Genomic DNA, 17,890 nt, shown 5'->3' with positions numbered 1-17,890 from the left:
GCTGTTTGCACAAATAGCTCTATGCCCCGTTTAAACGATCATGTATCGCGGGTGAAATATCTGGAGAAGCAAAATGGCTGAAAAACCCGATGGCGCGCCACGGCGCCCTTTTGCCCGGTTGCGCTGGGCTCTATGGAGCATGGTTGTTGTCGTGGCGGTGGCTCTTGCCATCGTATGGGCGCTTGGCGCGCGGCAGGTGACCACGGTCGGGCAAGCGCTGGAGCCTTATGGCACGCCCTTTCAGTTGACAGACCAGAACGGCGAGACAATCTCTGAAACGGATCTGCGCGGCGGCGCGGCGGCAGTGTTCTTCGGCTTTACCCATTGCCCGGAAGTCTGCCCGACAACGCTTTATGAACTGGCAGGTCACCAGCAGGCTCTCGCCGCTGACGGTCAGGAGCTGAAAGTGTTTTTCGTTACCGTGGACCCGGAGCGGGACACGCCGGAGGTCATGAAGTCCTATATCAGCGGGCTGGATGCCAACATCACCGCGATCAGTGGCGACCCGGAAGCGGTGCGCGCCATGCTGAAAGGCTGGGGCGTGCATTACACGCGCGTGGAAACCGATGGCGATTACACCATGGACCATACGGCTTCTGTGTTTCTGCTGGGGCGTGAAGGACAATTTGTCGGCACACTGGCTTACGGTGAAAACACCGATACTGCGCGCGAAAAGCTTAAACGCCTGACCACATTATAATCAAAAAAGGAAAACCGGTGGGACAGCAGAGATATTTCGCCTCAGCACCGCGTGCACAAGCGCAGGCCGCTTTTGACCGTCTGGACGCAACATTTGGCGAAGACGGCGCACCAATCGCAATAATTGAAATTGATGAGGCTGCGGATATTCACGAAGTGTCCGCCTATTTCGAAAATCCGGACCAGATTGATCCGGCATCGATCCGCGCGGTCTTCGCGCCGTTAACGCCAGAGGTTGAGGATCTGCCGGACATCGACTGGATGGCAAGTGTGCTCGCTGACTTGAAACCTGTTCGGGCCGGGCGCTTTCTTGTGCATGGCGCGCATGACCGCGACCGGGTGGAAGCAGGTGATATTGGCATTGAGATTGAAGCCGGACAGGCTTTTGGCACCGGGCATCACGGCACAACCGCCGGGTGCCTGATGCTGATTGATGAGATCGTGCAGAAATTTGCCCCAGCCAACGCGCTGGATCTGGGCACCGGCAGTGCGGTCTTGGCCATTGCCGTGGCCAAGCTGGCAGAAATTCCGGTTCTGGCCACCGATATCGATCCGGTGGCTGTGGATGTGGCGGAAGAAAATGTGCGCGGCAATGGCACGGATGAGCATGTGAAAACCGTGGTCGCCACCGGTTTTGACTCCCCTGCTTTTCAACAGGCAGGCCCGTTTGACCTGATCATTGCCAATATTCTGGCCGGGCCGCTGATGACGCTGGCCCCGGAGATGGAGCAGCAACTTGCGCCTGGCGGCAATATTATTCTGTCAGGAATTTTGACCCGGCAGCGAGATGATGTGCTGGGGGCCTATCTTGCCAGTGGCTTGCACCACCGCAAAACGGTGGAGCTGGGAGAATGGGTCACACTGCATCTGACCAGATAGTGTTTCCCGTTGACCGTTCGAGCTTCAACGAAAACCAGTGCGGCTCAACCAAGCTGTAAAGGTCAGTTGCGCTCGGGCGCAGCAGCATCAAACAGCGACATGCGATATCCGGCCTGCATGGCCATGGGTTCGCGGTCGCTGCTGCGGCCTGCTACCAACTGCAGGCGAAACGGCAGGCGGCGGCCCTGTGCGCTGGAAATACGGCGCGCAAGCTGCGGAAACCGCGGGGAATATTGCGTGCAACGCTCGTCATTTATCGTCAACATCATTTCAGCTTTCAGGCGGCTTTGCGCAGAATGGGTGCCCATGGCGCAAATTTTTTGCAACCACATCGGCCAAATCAGGCCAATGCATGAGTACCTCCCTGTTTGAAATATGCTCTATATCAAGCCACCGAGCCAGCCATGGTTATGCATAGCTGCTGTTCGTAAACTGCACTGCGATTCTCGACTTCGTTCATAAAATCTTCATCCTCGCCAAAGGACTCGCCAGATGTTCCAATCGTTTGAAGAAACCGCCAGCTCCCTGGAAAGCGCGGAGCGGCTGGCATTGCTGCGCAAATCACTGGCGCAACTTGGGGTTGATGGGTTCATTGTTCCACGAGCGGATGAGCATCAAGGCGAATATATTCCCGATTGCGCCGCACGGCTGCGCTGGCTCACCGGCTTTTCAGGCTCTGCCGGCTATGCGCTGGTTCTGCCGGAAAGCGCGGTGTTGTTTGTGGATGGACGCTATACGACTCAGGCCAGCCAGCAAGTGGACGCCAACGCGGTTGCAATTGGCAGCTCTGTGGATATGCCACTGTCGCGCTTTCTCGCAGACAAGGCCGTTGGTCTGACGATCGGTTTTGACCCATGGCTTCATACGCGAGGCGAAATATCAGCGCTGAATCAAGCCGCCTCGGACCATGGTTTTCAGATTGTCCCGCTGGATCACAACCCGGTGGATCGGTTGTGGCCAGACCGGCCTTTGCCGCCCAAGGGCGCAGTGGTTCTGCATCCCGAACAATTTGCCGGGCGCAATGTTGCCAGCAAGCTGGCTGAACTGGCTGAAACCATCAGCTCAGCCAGTGGCAATGCCGCCGTCATTTCTGACCCGTCATCAATAGCCTGGGCCTTCAACATTCGCGGTTCAGATGTGCCCCACACACCGCTGGCACTGGGTTTTGCGATTTTGCGGCTGCAGGCCAGGCCAATGCTGTTCATTGACCCGGAAAAGCTGGATGAAGAGGCGCTCCGTTATTTGTCCCAACTGGCCGATCTGAAACTGCCTGAGGAGTTTGAAGCGGAGTTGAAGGCTTTGGGTGCGGGCGCAAAAGTGCTGATCGACCCTGCCCTCACCGCAGAAAAAATTGCTCAGTTGATTATGGAGGGCGGCGGAAAGGTCATTGAAAAGCCTGATCCTGCACGCCTGCCCCGCGCCCGTAAAAATGCCATTGAGCTGGAAGGCGCGCGCACGGCCCATTTGCGCGACGGGGCAGCAATGGTGCAGTTTCTTCACTGGCTGGACCAGCAGGAACCTGGCTCCGTCAGCGAAATTTCAGCGGCGACCCGGCTTGAAGCGGCTCGCAGTGTCATCGGCCAGCAGACGCAAATGCCGCTTCTGGATGTTTCGTTCGACAGCATAGCCGGATCTGGTCCTAACGCCGCTCTGCCGCATTATCGCGTTAATTTTCAGTCCGATCGAACCCTTCAGGAGGGAGAGCTGTTCCTGATTGATTCCGGGGCGCAGTACCGAGATGGCACCACAGACATCACCCGAACGGTCGCAATTGGCGCGGTGGATGAAGAGCGTCGGCGCAAGTTCACTCTTGTGCTGAAAGGCATGATCGCCATTTCGGACATTCGGTTCCCAGCGGGCACACGTGGCCAGGATCTGGACCCGCTGGCGCGCACAGCTTTGTGGAAATCAGGCTGCGACTATGCCCATGGCACCGGCCACGGCATTGGTTCTTACCTTGCTGTACACGAGGGACCACAATCCCTGTCCAAGCGCGGCGCAACGCCTTTGGAAACCGGTATGATCCTGTCCAACGAACCGGGTTATTATCGCGAAGGGCATTTTGGCATTCGCATTGAAAATCTGATCGTTGTCACCCCACCTGCTCCGATTGAGGGCGGCGATATGCCGATGCATGGTTTCGAAACGCTGACTTTTGTACCGATTGACCTGCGTTTGGTCGTGCAGGACTTGCTTGAAACGTGGGAACGCGACTGGCTGAACCGCTATCATGAAGCGGTGCGCCACAAACTGTCGCCGCTGCTGAATGACAATGACCGGCAATGGCTGGCAGCGGCAACCAAACCTGTTTGAGAACAGCAAGAAGCCCCGCAATCTGACAATTGCGGAGCTGCATTCCGGCAAGATCAATTTTACCCGAGAAATTCCCGGTCGTTAGCGGCACATGCGACGCTGCCCATTATACGGCTGGAATGTACCACTTTGCGGGTCAAAACTGCGGTAACGCTGCGAACAATACTGATACCACTCCCGCGACCACGGTGCCGGCGCATAGGAATATTGCGGCGCTGGTTGCACATAACGTGGCTGGTTGTACGAGTTGGCAATGGCAGCACCAAGACCAAGCCCGACAATTCCGCCCACAATCGCCGCCGTCGCGTCGTTGTTGCGGTTGCGATAGTAGCCGTTGTTATAGTTGCGATAATACCGATTGTTGTAATTGCGGTTATGGTAGCGGCGGTTATCCCAGTTCCGCCCGCCATTCCAACCGCCTTGGTGCCCGCGACGATATGAGTTGCGCCATGGGTCTGCCTTGGCCGCCGTTGCACCAAACAGGCTGCTGATCAGCGACCCTGCACTGCTTTGCATATTTTGTGGCACAGCCACGCTTGCAGGCAACATTGCCAGCGCAAGCGCAACCGCCAGTGACTTACCTTTTATCGACTGTACTAATGACATGACCTGTCTCCTTGGAGAGCTTCTGCCCCCATGAAGCATTCCGCACCTGAACCGATGCTGAACGATTTGTTAACCTTTCATCAACAACGCTGATAAAGTCGTTCTTGATCCATCATAGCGATAAGTTGATCGACAAAACTCACTAAGTTGCGTCCCGCCCCTTCAATCAATCATCCTGCCACGCCTATATCCTTTGCAGATTATGCATGGAGGATTCGGCAATGGCCGCGCTGCACAGGTTTCGACTGGCAACACTGCTCGGAGTTTTAACTCTGGTCTTTACGATGACGGCCATTGATTACGCCGAAGCTCGCCGTGGCGGCAGTTTTGGCAGCCGCGGTGCGCGCACGCACCAGGCTGCACCGGCAACCAACACAGCACCCGCAGCAGCACCTGTTCAACGCTCGACTACGCCGGGCAATCCGGCAGCGGCACCAGCCACGGCCGGTGCGGCAGCGGCAGCCAGCCGCGGTGGCATGTTCGGCAGCCCGCTCATGCGCGGCCTGCTGATGGGCGGTCTGATTGGCGCGTTGATGGGCGCCGGCTTTGGCGGAATGGGTGGCATGCTGGCGATGCTGGCACAGCTCGCCATATTCGGTGGCCTGGCATTTCTGCTCTTCCGTCTGTTTCGCTCGCGTCAGCCAGCAGCGGCTGGCAACCGCCCTTCGCCGCTGAATTTCAACACAGAGCCAAGCCAGAACAACAATGCAGGCGGTGGCGCTGGCCGTGATTTCAGCCATCTGGGCGCTGGCGTCGGCCAGTCATCTACCAACGCTTCGCAGCCGGACGAGTTGGGCATTATGGCGCCGGACCTGGAAATCTTTGAACAGCGCCTGCACCAGTTGCAGCAGGCTTTCGGCAAGGAAGATTATGCGGCAATCCGCGAGATCACCACGCCGGAAATCATGTCCTATCTGTCTGAAGAGCTGGGGCAGAATGCGACACGCGGCGTCAAGAGTGAAGTTCGTGATGTGCATCTGGAACAGGGTGACATTGCCGAAAGCTGGAAAGAAGGCTCGCGTGAATTCGCAACTGTTGCCATGCGCTATTCAATGATCCTGTTCCTGCGGGACCGGCAGACCGGTGAAATCGTTGAAGGGTCTGACAGTGAGCCGGTGGAATCCAGTGAAATCTGGACCTTCCTGCGCGATCACCACGATGAGTGGAAGATCACCGCAATTCAGGAAGCCTGATTTAGAGCCATCACGTTGAGCCAGAATGGTTTCAACGGCTGGAGCAATTCGAAGACAATAGAATTGGAGCGTCTCGGGCAATCACCCGGGACGCTTTTTCACTTTCAGGGGCATGGCAAGTTCATCTATGCACCCAGTGCACGCGCCAGAATGACAATCGCTGTACCTGCAACAACCGTGCTCAGCAGCGAAAAGCGCAGCGCCAGAGCGGCGCACAGTACCAGAACCGACTTCTCCAGCCAGCCGCCATCCACAAATGCAGGCACCACCAGCGTTGGCAGCACGGCCGCAGGCACGGCGTTCAGCAGGGCATTGACCCGAGGTGACACGTGCCCCATGCGCGCCAGAACAACATGCCCGCCAGCGCGCGTTGCATATGTTGCCAACGTTGCCAGAAATATCAGAAGCCAGATGTTCATTGCTGACCTTCCTTGACCGGAAGTGGCATCAGCGCGGCTGCAATAAGGCCTGCCAAACCGCCCAGCATGATGTGCCACGGTGAGCCAAGAGCAAAGTAAGCAGTTGACGAAGCAAGGACGCTGGCACCGGCAACAGGAAAAAACCCTGGTCGTTTCTGAAACGCCATGGCCTGTGCCAGAAAGTAAACCGGCAGCACAAAATCCAGAGCAAAAGCCCGGGAATTTTCAATCAATCCGCCAAAAACAATTCCGGCAAGCGTTGCTGCGAACCACACAATGTACAACGTGAGGGAATAAGTGAAGTAATAGGTCTTTGTCAGCGTGCCGCGCGCTGCGCGCGCTTCGGCCGCAGCAAAGCTGGGGTCCACCAGCACAAAAAACGCCGCTGCCTTGGCCATTGGTGAAAACCGGTTGAGACTGCGCCCGACAGAAGCCGAATACAGCACATGGCGAAAATTGATGATCAGCATGGACAGGAGCACCGCCCACATTGGCGCTGCCAGCACGATCAACTGCAAGGCCGCCATTTGCGAAGCGCCGGCATAGACAAACACCGACATGCCAAGAGCCTGAGCGGGCGTCAGCCCGGCATCAATGGCCAACGCGCCGTAGATCGTGCCAAATGGCAGCATGGGCACCAGAATTGGCCCGACATCGCGCAGCCCCGCGCGAAATTCCCTTGAGCGAAACATCCTCAGCGACCAATCAACTCAAACCATGCATTTTCATCGATCACCGGTATGTTCAGCTCTTCGGCCTTTTTAAGCTTCGAGCCGGCACCCGGCCCGGCAACAACCAGACTGGTTTTTTTCGAAACCGAGTCCACGGACTTTGCGCCGAGCTCTTCTGCCATGGCCTTGGCTTCCTCGCGAGACATCCTCTCCAGCGCCCCGGTAAACACGATGGTCTGGCCTGCCACGGGTGATCCGGCATCGGCAACCTGATGCACTTCGTCCTGCGGCTCCACGCCCGCTGCCAAAAGCGCATTCAAGGCGTCGCGGTTATGCGCTTCGGCAAAAAACTCCACCACGGCCTGCGCCACCACAGTGCCGATGCCATCAATGCCGTTCAGCTCCTGCCAAGCATCATTGCCTTTGTCCTTGCGGTCCTCCGGCACCACCGCCTGCTGCGCCCCCGCTGCAAAGGCTGCGTAGGAACCGTAGTGACGCGCCAGCCTGCGCGCATTGATTTCGCCAACATGGCGAATGCCCAGCGCAAAGATATAGCGAGACAAAGGCACCTTGCGACGTTCGTTGATCGCATCCAGCAATTTGCGCACCGACCGCGCACCAAAGCCGTCGAAATTTTCAAGCCGCGTCAGAGACTGCGCCTGCCGCGCTTCCAGAGTGAAAATATCAGCGGGGGAATGTATGCGCAGCGAAGCGTCTTCGGCGTGATAGAAAAACTCGACCTGCTTGTCGCCCAGGCCCTCTATATCCATGGCATTGCGTGACACAAAGTGCCGGATCCGCTCCACCGCCTGCGCCGGGCAGATCAACCCGCCGGTGCAGCGTATCACCACCTCGCCCTCTTCCCGCACAGCATGGCTGCCGCATTTCGGGCAGCGGTCAGGAAATACGAAGGGTGTTGCGCCCTCAGGCCTCTGATCCGGAACAATGTCCAGGATCTGCGGAATCACATCGCCTGCACGCTGCACCACCACCATATCGCCGATACGGATATCGCGGCCCTCACGCAGTTGCGCGCCATTCTGGCCAATGCCCTTGATGTAATCGGCATTGTGCAATGTCGCGTTGGAAACCACCACACCGCCCACCGTGACCGGTTGCAGCTTGGCCACCGGCGTCAGCGCCCCTGTCCGCCCCACCTGAATGTCGATATCCAGGAGCCGGGTCAGTGCCTTTTCGGCGGTGAATTTATGCGCAATTGCCCAGCGCGGATGCCGGGCCACAAATCCGAGGCGGCGTTGCAGGTCCAGTTGGTCCACCTTGTAGACAACGCCGTCAATATCGTAACCCAGACTGGAACGCAGCTCTTCGATCTTGCGGTAATGTGCAATCAATTCTTCAACGGAATCAAATCGTTGCATCAAGGGATTGATCTGAAATCCAAATTCTTTCAGCGCTGCCACAACTTCGCTTTGGGTACCGCCAGGCAACTCGCTCATTTCCCCCCATGCATAGGCGAAAAAGCGCAGCGGCCTGGCTTTGGTAACCGAGGCATCCAGTTGCCGCATGGACCCCGCAGCCGCGTTGCGAGGATTGGCAAACAGCGGCAAGCCCGCACTGGCCCGTTCTTCATTCAGCGCAGAAAAATCAGCGTGGCTCATGTAAACTTCGCCGCGAACCTCACATATTTCCGGCGGCTTGCCATTCAGACGTTGCGGGATATCCGCAACCATCCGCGCATTGGCAGTCACATCTTCTCCCACCGTATGATCGCCACGCGTGGCAGCGCTGACCAGCGCGCCATTCTCGTAGCGGAGTGACAGCGAAAGGCCATCAATCTTCGGCTCTGCGGTAATGGCAAGCGGTGCAGTGTCTGGCAGTTTCAAGAATCGCCGGACGCGTTTGGCAAAATCTGCAACATCCGCATCGGAAAACGCATTGTCGAGCGACAGCATCGGCACAGAGTGAACAATCTTGCCAAACTTTTCCGCCGGTGGCGCGCCGACTTTGGCCGATGGCGTGTCGGAACGGACCAGTTCGGGAAACTGCGCTTCAATGGCCAGGTTGCGCCGGCGCAGGGCGTCATAATCCGCATCGGTTATTGTGGGCGCATCATCCTGATAATAACGCCGGTCGTGCTCGGCAATTTCCTGCGCCAACGCGGCCAAGGCAGATGCCGCTTCCTCCAGCGTCAGCTCTTCAACCGGCTTTTCCTGTGGCATAGCCTGATCAGGCTCCCTCGCCCATCAATTGCGTTGCGGCCGCGCGGGCCGCATCAGTAATCGTCTCGCCGGCCAGCATCCGCGCAATCTCTTCACGGCGGGCTGCCCGATCCATCGGTGTAACTTTGGTTGATACCGTTTCTTCGCCTGATTTGGAAATGAGAAGATGAGTTGCAGCCCGTGCCGCCACTTGCGGCGCATGGGTTACAGAAAGCACCTGCACTTTCTGCGCCAGACGCTCCAGCCTGCGGCCAATAGCATCCGCCACCGCACCGCCAACCCCCGTGTCAATTTCATCAAAGACGAGTGTCGGCGCCGAGCCGCGGTCGGCCAGAGCCACTTTCAAGGCCAGCAGAAAGCGGGACAGTTCGCCGCCCGAGGCCACCTTCATCATTGGTCCGGGCAATGTGCCCGGATTGGTCTGCACGCGAAACTCGACGGTATCAAAGCCACTGGGCATGCCGTTTTCTGCATCGGAAACAAGGCTGACCAGAAATGTTGCGCGCTCCAGCTTCAGATCCGGCAGCTCGGCTGCAACTGCCGATTCCAGTTGCGTTGCAGCTTCAACCCGCCGCTGCGACAGGCTGGTCGCCAGTTCCACATAATGCGCCTGTTTTTCCGCAACATCCTGCTCCAGCCGAGAAACACGGCCGGCACCCTCATCCAGTTCGGCAAGCTCACTTTCCATGCGCAGGTGCAATGCCGCAAGATCATCCACCGGCACGGAATATTTGCGGCCAGCAGCACGCAGTGCAAACAGCCTCTCCTCAGTGGATTCAAGATCAGCAGGGTTGAATTCGATTTTGAAAAGCGCACGCTCAAGACTGGTCTGCGCGTCTGACAGTGCATCCAGCGCAAGACCCAGCCGGTCAATTGCCTCATCCAGCAACCCGGGCACTTCTTCCCTGCGCCTGTCCAGCCGCCGCAGCAGGCTGGCCAGGCCTGGAACTGGCGAGCCATGGCCCGACAGTTCTTCATTCGCCTCATTCACATCGCCGGCAATTTTTTCAGAGCGCATCATGATCTGCCGCCGGTCAGCCAATTCCACTTCTTCGCCAACCTGTGCGTTCAACTGTGCAAGCTCATCCACAGAACTGCGAAGATATTCTGCCTCACGCGCGGCAGCTTCCACCCTGGCCAGTTGCTCGGCCAAGGCAGTTGCAGCGGCTCGCCACGCAGAATACGCTTTTGCTACAGCATCCGCTTCACCTGTCAGGCCGCCATAGGCGTCCAGCAACCGCCGGTGCGCAGAAGGGTCGACCAGAGCCCGATCATCATGCTGGCCGTGAATTTCCACCAGGCTTTCACCCAGATCCCGCATCAGGGAAACGCTGGAGGGCCGATCGTTGACAAACACCCGTGTGCGGCCATCCGCACCCTGAATGCGGCGAAGGATGAGGTCGCCATCTTCATCAAAGCCATTTTCAGCCAGCTTCAATCGGGCAGCATGGTCGGCCGGCAGATCAAAAACCGCGCTGACCTCGCCCTGGCGAGCCCCGTGCCGCACCAAGCCACCATCACCCCGTCCACCAAGGGCAAGCGTCAGCGAATCCAGAAGGATGGATTTGCCAGCACCAGTTTCGCCTGTCAGAACCGACAGGCCATCTGCCAGCGTCAGGTCCAGCCTTTCGATCAGAACAATATCGCGGATTGAAAGGTGGACCAGCATGTTGCTTCAGTGGCTTATCAACCCTGCGGAGCCGCTGGCGCACCAGCCAGCCTGCGGGCTGCATTGCCGAACCAGGACCCCGGACCGGCTGCCCTTGGCTCAAGCCCGCCCTGCTGCAACCGGGCATAGGCATCCCTGTACCAAGGTGATTCCGGGAAGTTCTGGCCCAGAACCGACGCTGCAGCCTGCGCTTCAGGCTGGATACCCATCGCCAGGTTCGCTTCCACCAGACGGTAAAGCGCTTCTTCGACATGGCGGGTCTGGCTGAAATTGTCGACCACATTCTTGAAGCGGTTCACCGCTGCAATATAATCGCGCCGTTCCAGGTAATAACGGCCGATCTGCATATCCTTGCCGGCAATCTGGTCTCTGGCCTGACGCAGCTTTGCCTGCGCATCGTCCACATATTCCGAATCCGGATAGCGATCGATCACTTCCTGCATGGCAGCAGCAGCGCGCGCCGTGTCTGTCTGATCCCGCGTGACTTCCGGAATCTGCCGGAAATAGGCAAGGCCAATGATGTACTGCGCATAGGCTGCTTCATCCGAACCCGGATAGAGCGAAAGGTAACGGCGGGCAGATGACACTGCCTCATCATAATCGCCCGAACGGTAGGATGTGAATGCGCGCATGACCAGTGCCTTGCGCGCCCATTCGGAATAAGGGTGCTGGCGGTCGATGGCTTCAAACTTGGCGGACGCCTCTTTCAGCCGCCCTGCTTCCAGATTGGCGAGGCCCTGATTGTAAAGCTGGTCTGCCGGTTCCGTCTGCGATGCCAAAGCCAGCGCATCAATGTCCGAATCTTTGCTGGACATACAGCCAGCAGGTAATATTGCCGCCCCTGCCAAAAGAGCAATTGCCAACGGCCGCTTAAAAGCAAACCTGCTGAATTTGGGCGTATATTGACGCATGTCCGAATTCCCCAGCTACATACACGGCGGCGGGTCGCCCCGCTTCCCCCGCCCTTCTACTTGAAAGACCAGTGTGCCGACAATGTTTGAAGGGCGCTTAACGCGCCTTTTTTGAGGCAATTGGTGATTATACTCAGAGTTTTTGCGGCTCATAAGCCGGCGAAGCCGCCCCGATGGACAATTCGCGCCTTGCGCGGGTGCCGGTGCGAACCGGCACTTCCACCATTTCAAAAGCGGTCGGATCAGACAACAGCGCCTGCAACGCCATTGCATTCAACCGGTGACCACCGCGATAGGAGCGGTAGCAGCCCAGAATGCGCGCACCGGCCAAAGCCTGATCGCCAATGGCGTCCAGGGCCTTATGGCGTACGAATTCGTCGACGTAGCGCAACCCGCCAGGGTTGATAACACCGTCATCGTCGCCAATCACAACGGAATTTTCCAGCGAAGAGCCAAGGGCATGACCTGATGCCCAAAGACGCTCAACATCCTTCATGAAACCGAAAGTGCGTGCTCTTGAAATTTCTTCGCAGAAAAGATCGGGAGTCAGGTCGGCCTTGAAGCTCTGGCGACCAATTGCCGCAGAGCTGAAATCGATGTCGATTTCGAATCGGGTCGAATCGTGCGGCCGATATTCGCCATATGCGCTGCCCATTTCCACACGCACCGGCTTCAGCACACGAACATAGCGGCGTGCGGCAAGCTGCGGCACAAAACCGGCTTCGCGGATAGACTGAACGAAAGCGTGCGAGCAGCCGTCCATGATCGGCACTTCGCGGCCCTCGATCTCCACAATCACATTGTCGATTTCCATGGCGTAAAGAGCCGCCATCAAATGTTCGATTGTGGCCACTCCCGGCCCATTGGGTTCACCCACAACGGTTGCCAGATCAGTGGAGGAAACATTGGCAGAGACAGCTTTGATTTCGCGTATGCCGCCAGAAGGCGTGGTCACCTGAAACACAACACCGGTTCCGGCATCTGCCGGATGCAACGTCAGTTCCACTGCTTCACCGCTGTGGACGCCGACACCGTTGAAGCCAATGCTGGCACCAATCGTCTGTTGCTGTTTAGCCAAGTTCACATCCTTGATTCCGGCAGGTCGTGCCTGCCATGTCGCATGCAATTTCACTGCATATTCCGGGGCGGTTAATCAGTTGCCACAAGGGCAAACCATCATCTCAAACCACACCCGCTATTTTCATGCTGGAAACTAGGGTTTAGCAGGCTGTTGGCCAAATCACGCTTCTTTACCCCATGTTACCGAAAACTTGCTTAACCGAAGGTAAATCTCATATTTTTCAGTACCTTAAACAAAATCGACCCGCACCTTGCGGTGCGGGTCGATGGTAACAATCGCTATTTTTGTGAACGGTTTGTTACACTCAGTTGGACTGGCGACGCAGGAATGCCGGGATTTCCAGCTGCTCTTCGTCGGTCTGCTGCCTTGGCTGGCTGTAAGGGCGAGCCGCTGAGTCTGCCGCAACACGCCGATTGGCGTATGGGTTGTGCTCCGGTGCAGGGCGACGCTCTACCGGCGCCGCATATGCATCATCACCCTCAACCTCGCGACGGGAAAGGCCGCTCGTCAGCTTGCGGATAAGGCCAAGCGCACCGCGCTCATTGCCGGCATCCATACCATTATGACGGTCCATCTCCGCCTGAACCACTGGTGGAAAATCTTCCACACGTGGCAGCCGGGTCTGAGCCGGTGTCTGCACAGTGCGCGGAGAAACCTGTGGTGCAACCATGGAAATTTCAGCTTCCAGAGCCGCGGTGAAGTCATCTTCCAGCTCGGCACCCAGCGAAGGCACCTGTGCGGCGGGCTGCCCAAATGACTGAGCCGTTGGCTGAGCAAACCCCGGGGCTTCCTGAACCGGAGGTGCAACGGGTGCGGCGCGTGGTGCAGGCGCTGCAACCGGGCGCATCTCTGCAGGACGGTCAAAAGCTTCTGCAGCAGTTTTGTCGATGCCGGTGGCAACAACAGAAACGCGGATCACGCCTTCGAGGTTTTCGTCAAATGTTGCACCCAGAATGATGTTGGCATCCTGATCAACTTCTTCGCGAATGCGGGTAGCCGCTTCATCAACTTCGAACAGCGTCAGGTCGCGACCACCGGTGATTGAAATCAGCAGGCCTTTCGCACCCTTCATCGACGTTTCGTCCAGCAGCGGATTGGCAATTGCCGCTTCAGCGGCAGCCATTGCGCGGCCTTCGCCGGAAGCTTCGCCCGTGCCCATCATTGCCTTGCCCATTTCACGCATCACAGAGCGCACATCGGCAAAGTCCAGGTTGATCAGGCCTTCCTTGACCATCAGGTCGGTAATGCATGCCACGCCGGAATACAGAACCTGATCTGCCATGCCGAATGCATCGGCAAAGGTGGTCTTGTCATTGGCGATGCGGAACAGATTCTGATTCGGAATAACGATCAGCGTGTCCACATTCTTCTGCAGTTCTTCAATGCCCTGCTCGGCAATGCGCAGACGGCGCTGGCCTTCAAAGTGGAAAGGCTTGGTCACCACGCCAACTGTCAGAATGCCTTTTTCCCGAGCGGCGCGTGCCACAACAGGTGCAGCACCGGTGCCGGTACCACCGCCCATGCCGGCGGTTACGAAGCACATATGCGAGCCAAGCAGATGGTCGCAGATCTCATCCAGTGATTCTTCAGCAGCGGCGCGGCCAACTTCCGGCTGGGAACCTGCACCGAGACCTTCGGTTACAGCGACGCCCATCTGAATGACGCGCTCTGCGCGTGACGAGCGCAGTGCCTGGGCATCGGTATTGGCGATAACGAACTCCACGCCTTCCAGCCCAGCATTGATCATGTTGTTCACAGCATTGCAGCCACCGCCGCCTACACCAAACACGGTGATGCGGGGCTTAAGCTCGGTAATGTCCGGCTTCTGGAGGTTGATGCTCATATCCAAAGGTTCCTTTTCGCAGTTGGCCGCCTCGCCGCGCCGGCCCTTTTTGATTTGATTCATGCCAGTGCGTACTGCGCACCATACTTTCGCTGCCCCGCGTGAAACTTGCGCGGCAAGTTCAAAACGCTAAAAACTTCGCCTCAACCATGAGCCAATTCTTCCGACACGGGTTTTCTCGTCGAAAGCAAAATCCAGAGGTGAGGTTTCCGCCACATATTCCTGCCAGGCAATCTGCGGGTAGATGAGCAAGCCGACCGACGTTGAAAAAGCCGGGCTTTTGTTGGCTGTGCTCAAACCGGAAACGCCAACTGGTCGCCCCAGCCGGACATTGCGTTGCAGAATTTCCCTGGCTGCTCCCGACATTCCGGCAAGCTGGCTGGCACCGCCGGTCAAAACCACGCGCTTGCCAATCACATGACCCAGCCCGGAACTTCCCAGGCGGTCACGAATCAATTCCAGAGTTTCTTCCACCCGAGGGCGAACAATCCGGGCAATAAGCGAGCGCGAAACGTGAATTTCGCCTTCCCCGTCATCATCCGCCAAAGCTTCAACAGTTACAGGCTCGCCATCTTCCAGAAGCTCGGTCAGCGCATTGCCATGCATGACCTTCAGACGCTCGGCCTGTTCGGGGCGGATTGAAAGCCCGCGCGCCAGATCCATGGTGATGTGCTGTCCGCCCATTGCCACAGCGTCGGCATAGGCAAAGTGCCCGTTCTGGAATATCGATATCGTGGTTGTGCCAGCGCCCATATCAATACAGGCGGAGCCCATGCGCGCTTCATCTTCAACCAGCGTTGCAAGGCCGGAGGCAAAGGGCGCAGCCACAAAAGCCTCGACAACCAGATGCGCGCGGTTGATGGCTGCTTCCAGATTGCGCAACGGCGTTTCTTCGGCTGTCAGCACATGCAGTTCCGCGCCCAGCACTTCACCAACCATGCCAACAGGATCATCCAGACCGTTTTCACCATCCAGCGAAAGATCAAAGGGCACAGAGTGCAGTGCAACGCGGCCCGGCGCCATTTGCGTGCGCGCAGACTGGTTCAGCACACGGCGAAGATCATTCTGCGCCACCTCGTTACCGGCAATGGTCATTTCTGCCGTGCCGCGCATGCTTTTCAGCCGCCCGGACGTTACGGAAACAATCAGACTTTCAATCGTCAGCCCGGCCTGCCGCTCGGCAGCGTCCACACAGGCGCGAATGGATTGCTCCGCCGCCGCCAGATCCACCACCACGCCGGACTTGATGCCGCGTGATCGCTGGTGACCAATGCCAATCACCTCTGCCACATGTGTGCGGTGAGGCAGCACTTCACTTTCCGGGCGCGGGCGCAGGCGCGCAATCAGGCATGTCACCTTGGAAGATCCTACATCGAGGATCGAGAACAGGTGCGTGCGACGCGGCGAAAGCTTTTCAATACGCGGCAGAGAATCTTTCATACCCAGAAACAGGCTCATGCCGGGTTCTCCCTTCTTGCCTGTCTGGCAACTCTTGCACGCTCGGCCATGGCAGCTTCCCGCCGGGCCATTGCCTCCGGCGTCAGCTTCACAGTCACTCTGTCCGTCAAACGCATATCCACCGAAGCAATATCGCGCGAAAGCAATCCATATTGGCGGTCCATCCGCACGACTTCCGCTGCCGCTTCAACCGCATCATTTTCTGGCAGGCGGATTGTCACGCCATTGTCCAGCCGCAGGTCCCACCGGCGCTGCCCCACACGAATGTATGCCGTAACGCGCGGCTTCAGCTCAGGCACCAGTTCGATATAGTCGAGAAAATCTGCCGCGGCCTTATCGGCGCCGGCACCGACAACCAATGGCAGCTCGGTGTAGCGTGTGGTGGCAAAATCAACGATTGGCTTGCCACTGCGGTCCACAATCACCAGATCCTGACCATGCTGCCAGATGGCAAATGGCTGTTTCTCAACAATCTCGACGATGACCTGGCCCGGATAGACTTTACTGATCGAGGCGCTTTCCACCCACGGCATTTCCTCCAGCGCCTGACGCGCATGCACAACGTCCAATGCCGGCAGGGTTTGCGCACCAACAGTGTAAATTGCTTGCAGGATATCAATCTGCGAGGTTTCGGAGTTGCCGCTGACATCAACCTGATCAATGGCAAAACCCATTGGCTCTGCCAGAGTGTCAATCACCAGGCCCGTGTGCCCACCCGAAGTGACGCCGTATAAAAGGCTTGATCCCAGCACCACCGTTGCCAGCACCGAAAATCTTGGCAGCGGAAATTCCTGGCATGTGCGGGCGTAACCGGAAAAGCGGCGCAGCAGAATATGTGCGCGCATGATAGCCCGGCTCATTGGCCGCATGTCGGCATTGCGTGGAGGTTGTCTTACCGCTTGCATGAGGCGTCCCTCACCATCCAGTCAAGCAGCTTGCCGAATGGCAGACCGTAAACCGCAGCGATATCCGGAACGAGCGATGTGGGGGTCATTCCCGGCTGGGTGTTGATTTCCAGCCAGATAACCTCATCCAATTGGTCGTTGTAACGAAAGTCCGAGCGCGAAACGCCTCGGCAACCAAGGGCGCGGTGCGCAGCAAGGGCATATTCGTGCACTCTGGCTGTTACCGCGTCAGGCAATGGCGCCGGCACAACATGCGTCGAGCCGCCCGGTGCATATTTCGCATCATAATCATAAAAGGCATGGTCATTGGACACGATTTCACAGACGCCCAGAACCACATCATGCATGACTGCACATGTCAGCTCGCGACCGGGAATGTAGCGCTCCACCATAACTGTGTCGCCAAATGTCCAATCAACTGCTGAAAGTTGCTGCGGCGGGTGCGCCTGATCTTCACGCACAATAACAACGCCAAAGCTGGAGCCTTCCGCCACCGGCTTGACCACGTAGGGCGTGGGCATGACGTGGCCGCGCGCCACTTCCAGCCGGTCCACCAGCATGGATTGCGCCACGCCAACCCCGGCATTGGAAGCAACCAGCTTGGCCTTTTCCTTATTCATGGCCAGGGCAGACGCCAGCACGCCGGAATGCGTGTAGGGAATTTCCAGATATTCAAGAACACCCTGAATGGTGCCATCTTCCCCGAACGGGCCGTGCAATGCGTTGAATGCCACATCGGGCCGCAGCTCGGTCAACACCGAGGCAATGTCGCGCCCGACATCCAGTTCGGTAACGCGATAACCTTCTGCCTGCAAAGCAGCAGCGCAGGCCTTGCCCGACGAAAGACTGACCGGTCTTTCACTGGACATGCCGCCCATCAGAACTGCCACATGCTGCTGCATCGAATCCACACTCCATCGCAGAAGGTTACACAAACCATTCATGCTTCCGTGATGGTTAAGCGGTGGTTAATCTCAGCGGCAGTTGGAAAGAAAATCGTAAGTGAATTTGAAAAGAATGCGTTTACCAATTCACCAAAACTACCCTGGATAGTTTCAGGTGA

General features: G+C 57.6%; 16 protein-coding genes. 4 read left to right on the top strand and 12 right to left on the bottom strand.

The features are described from left to right. Positions 1-73: 73 nt before the first annotated feature. Entirely contained in the window at positions 74-700 is a 627-nt protein-coding gene (locus FPY71_RS05850) for an SCO family protein (protein ID WP_246160141.1), read from the top strand. 17 nt (positions 701-717) lie between these two features. Continuing rightward, positions 718-1,578, top strand: coding sequence for a 50S ribosomal protein L11 methyltransferase (locus FPY71_RS05845; RefSeq protein ID WP_149298459.1), 861 nt, complete (start codon positions 718-720; stop codon positions 1,576-1,578). A gap of 62 nt (positions 1,579-1,640) precedes the next feature. On the opposite strand, the gene FPY71_RS05840 is transcribed toward FPY71_RS05845, so the two are convergent. Beyond that, a complete protein-coding gene (locus FPY71_RS05840; RefSeq protein ID WP_149298457.1) occupies positions 1,641-1,847 on the bottom strand; it encodes a hypothetical protein in 207 nt (68 codons plus the stop codon). Positions 1,848-2,070: 223 nt separating this feature from the next. Between FPY71_RS05840 and FPY71_RS05835 the strand changes: the two genes are divergently transcribed. Continuing rightward, entirely contained in the window at positions 2,071-3,891 is a 1,821-nt protein-coding gene (locus tag FPY71_RS05835; protein ID WP_149298455.1) for an aminopeptidase P family protein, read from the top strand. A gap of 81 nt (positions 3,892-3,972) precedes the next feature. Here FPY71_RS05835 and FPY71_RS05830 read toward each other — a convergent pair whose 3' ends face one another. Next, positions 3,973-4,497, bottom strand: a complete 525-nt coding sequence (locus FPY71_RS05830; protein WP_188052222.1) for a BA14K family protein — start codon at positions 4,495-4,497, stop codon at positions 3,973-3,975. A 206-nt stretch (positions 4,498-4,703) separates the two neighbouring features. Here FPY71_RS05830 and FPY71_RS05825 point away from each other — a divergent pair, with 206 nt between their 5' ends. Then, entirely contained in the window at positions 4,704-5,690 is a 987-nt protein-coding gene (locus tag FPY71_RS05825) for a TIM44-like domain-containing protein (RefSeq protein WP_246160140.1), read from the top strand. Between the two features lie 125 nt (positions 5,691-5,815). Here the strand turns inward: FPY71_RS05825 and FPY71_RS05820 are convergent, their stop codons facing one another. The 10 genes from FPY71_RS05820 to FPY71_RS05775 all read right to left on the bottom strand — a co-directional run bounded on the left by FPY71_RS05820 (position 5,816) and on the right by FPY71_RS05775 (position 17,729). Continuing rightward, complete coding sequence (locus tag FPY71_RS05820) at positions 5,816-6,109, bottom strand: AzlD family protein (protein WP_149298450.1); 294 nt, start codon at positions 6,107-6,109, stop codon at positions 5,816-5,818. Beyond that, a complete protein-coding gene (locus FPY71_RS05815) occupies positions 6,106-6,801 on the bottom strand; it encodes an AzlC family ABC transporter permease (protein ID WP_149298448.1) in 696 nt (231 codons plus the stop codon). The genes FPY71_RS05820 and FPY71_RS05815 overlap by 4 nt, the downstream gene beginning before the upstream one ends. 2 nt (positions 6,802-6,803) lie before the next feature. Continuing rightward, positions 6,804-8,960 carry an NAD-dependent DNA ligase LigA gene (ligA, locus tag FPY71_RS05810; protein WP_149298446.1) on the bottom strand — a complete coding sequence of 719 codons (2,157 nt, stop codon included), beginning with the start codon at positions 8,958-8,960 and terminating at the stop codon, positions 6,804-6,806. A gap of 7 nt (positions 8,961-8,967) precedes the next feature. Next, positions 8,968-10,629, bottom strand: a complete 1,662-nt coding sequence (gene recN, locus FPY71_RS05805; protein WP_149298444.1) for a DNA repair protein RecN — start codon at positions 10,627-10,629, stop codon at positions 8,968-8,970. Positions 10,630-10,646: 17 nt separating this feature from the next. Continuing rightward, a complete protein-coding gene (locus tag FPY71_RS05800; RefSeq protein WP_149298442.1) occupies positions 10,647-11,540 on the bottom strand; it encodes an outer membrane protein assembly factor BamD in 894 nt (297 codons plus the stop codon). Between the two features lie 133 nt (positions 11,541-11,673). Next, positions 11,674-12,624 carry a UDP-3-O-acyl-N-acetylglucosamine deacetylase gene (gene lpxC, locus FPY71_RS05795; RefSeq protein ID WP_425457859.1) on the bottom strand — a complete coding sequence of 317 codons (951 nt, stop codon included), beginning with the start codon at positions 12,622-12,624 and terminating at the stop codon, positions 11,674-11,676. Between the two features lie 301 nt (positions 12,625-12,925). After that, on the bottom strand, positions 12,926-14,464 hold the full coding sequence (gene ftsZ / locus FPY71_RS05790) for a cell division protein FtsZ (protein WP_149298438.1): 1,539 nt from the start codon (positions 14,462-14,464) through the stop codon (positions 12,926-12,928). Positions 14,465-14,593: 129 nt separating this feature from the next. Next, entirely contained in the window at positions 14,594-15,922 is a 1,329-nt protein-coding gene (gene ftsA / locus FPY71_RS05785) for a cell division protein FtsA (RefSeq protein WP_149298436.1), read from the bottom strand. Continuing rightward, complete coding sequence (locus FPY71_RS05780; protein WP_246160139.1) at positions 15,919-16,827, bottom strand: cell division protein FtsQ/DivIB; 909 nt, start codon at positions 16,825-16,827, stop codon at positions 15,919-15,921. Before FPY71_RS05780 ends, ftsA begins: the two co-directional genes overlap by 4 nt. Further along, positions 16,815-17,729, bottom strand: coding sequence for a D-alanine--D-alanine ligase (locus tag FPY71_RS05775; RefSeq protein ID WP_149298434.1), 915 nt, complete (start codon positions 17,727-17,729; stop codon positions 16,815-16,817). The genes FPY71_RS05780 and FPY71_RS05775 overlap by 13 nt, the downstream gene beginning before the upstream one ends. Positions 17,730-17,890 lie beyond the last annotated feature (161 nt).

It is taken from the genome of Aureimonas fodinaquatilis, from assembly GCF_008369445.1.
In the GTDB taxonomy this organism is placed as follows: Bacteria; Pseudomonadota; Alphaproteobacteria; order Rhizobiales; family Rhizobiaceae; genus Aureimonas; species Aureimonas fodinaquatilis.
Note: the sequence above shows the minus strand (reverse complement) of the source record. Positions and strands in the feature narration are given on the sequence as shown.

What these genes read in the sequence shown, in the direction of transcription:
- recN (WP_149298444.1), bottom strand. Translation starts at nt 10,629, where the DNA reads ATGCTGGTCCACCTTTCAATCCGCGATATTGTTCTGATCGAAAGGCTG.
- ligA (WP_149298446.1), bottom strand. Translation starts at nt 8,960, where the DNA reads ATGCCACAGGAAAAGCCGGTTGAAGAGCTGACGCTGGAGGAAGCGGCA.
- FPY71_RS05825 (WP_246160140.1), top strand. Translation starts at nt 4,704, where the DNA reads ATGGAGGATTCGGCAATGGCCGCGCTGCACAGGTTTCGACTGGCAACA.
- ftsZ (WP_149298438.1), bottom strand. Translation starts at nt 14,464, where the DNA reads ATGAGCATCAACCTCCAGAAGCCGGACATTACCGAGCTTAAGCCCCGC.
- FPY71_RS05850 (WP_246160141.1), top strand. Translation starts at nt 74, where the DNA reads ATGGCTGAAAAACCCGATGGCGCGCCACGGCGCCCTTTTGCCCGGTTG.
- FPY71_RS05780 (WP_246160139.1), bottom strand. Translation starts at nt 16,827, where the DNA reads ATGCAAGCGGTAAGACAACCTCCACGCAATGCCGACATGCGGCCAATG.
- FPY71_RS05775 (WP_149298434.1), bottom strand. Translation starts at nt 17,729, where the DNA reads ATGCAGCAGCATGTGGCAGTTCTGATGGGCGGCATGTCCAGTGAAAGA.
- FPY71_RS05820 (WP_149298450.1), bottom strand. Translation starts at nt 6,109, where the DNA reads ATGAACATCTGGCTTCTGATATTTCTGGCAACGTTGGCAACATATGCA.
- FPY71_RS05840 (WP_149298457.1), bottom strand. Translation starts at nt 1,847, where the DNA reads ATGATGTTGACGATAAATGACGAGCGTTGCACGCAATATTCCCCGCGG.
- FPY71_RS05835 (WP_149298455.1), top strand. Translation starts at nt 2,071, where the DNA reads ATGTTCCAATCGTTTGAAGAAACCGCCAGCTCCCTGGAAAGCGCGGAG.
- FPY71_RS05800 (WP_149298442.1), bottom strand. Translation starts at nt 11,540, where the DNA reads ATGCGTCAATATACGCCCAAATTCAGCAGGTTTGCTTTTAAGCGGCCG.
- ftsA (WP_149298436.1), bottom strand. Translation starts at nt 15,922, where the DNA reads ATGAGCCTGTTTCTGGGTATGAAAGATTCTCTGCCGCGTATTGAAAAG.
- FPY71_RS05815 (WP_149298448.1), bottom strand. Translation starts at nt 6,801, where the DNA reads ATGTTTCGCTCAAGGGAATTTCGCGCGGGGCTGCGCGATGTCGGGCCA.
- FPY71_RS05830 (WP_188052222.1), bottom strand. Translation starts at nt 4,497, where the DNA reads ATGTCATTAGTACAGTCGATAAAAGGTAAGTCACTGGCGGTTGCGCTT.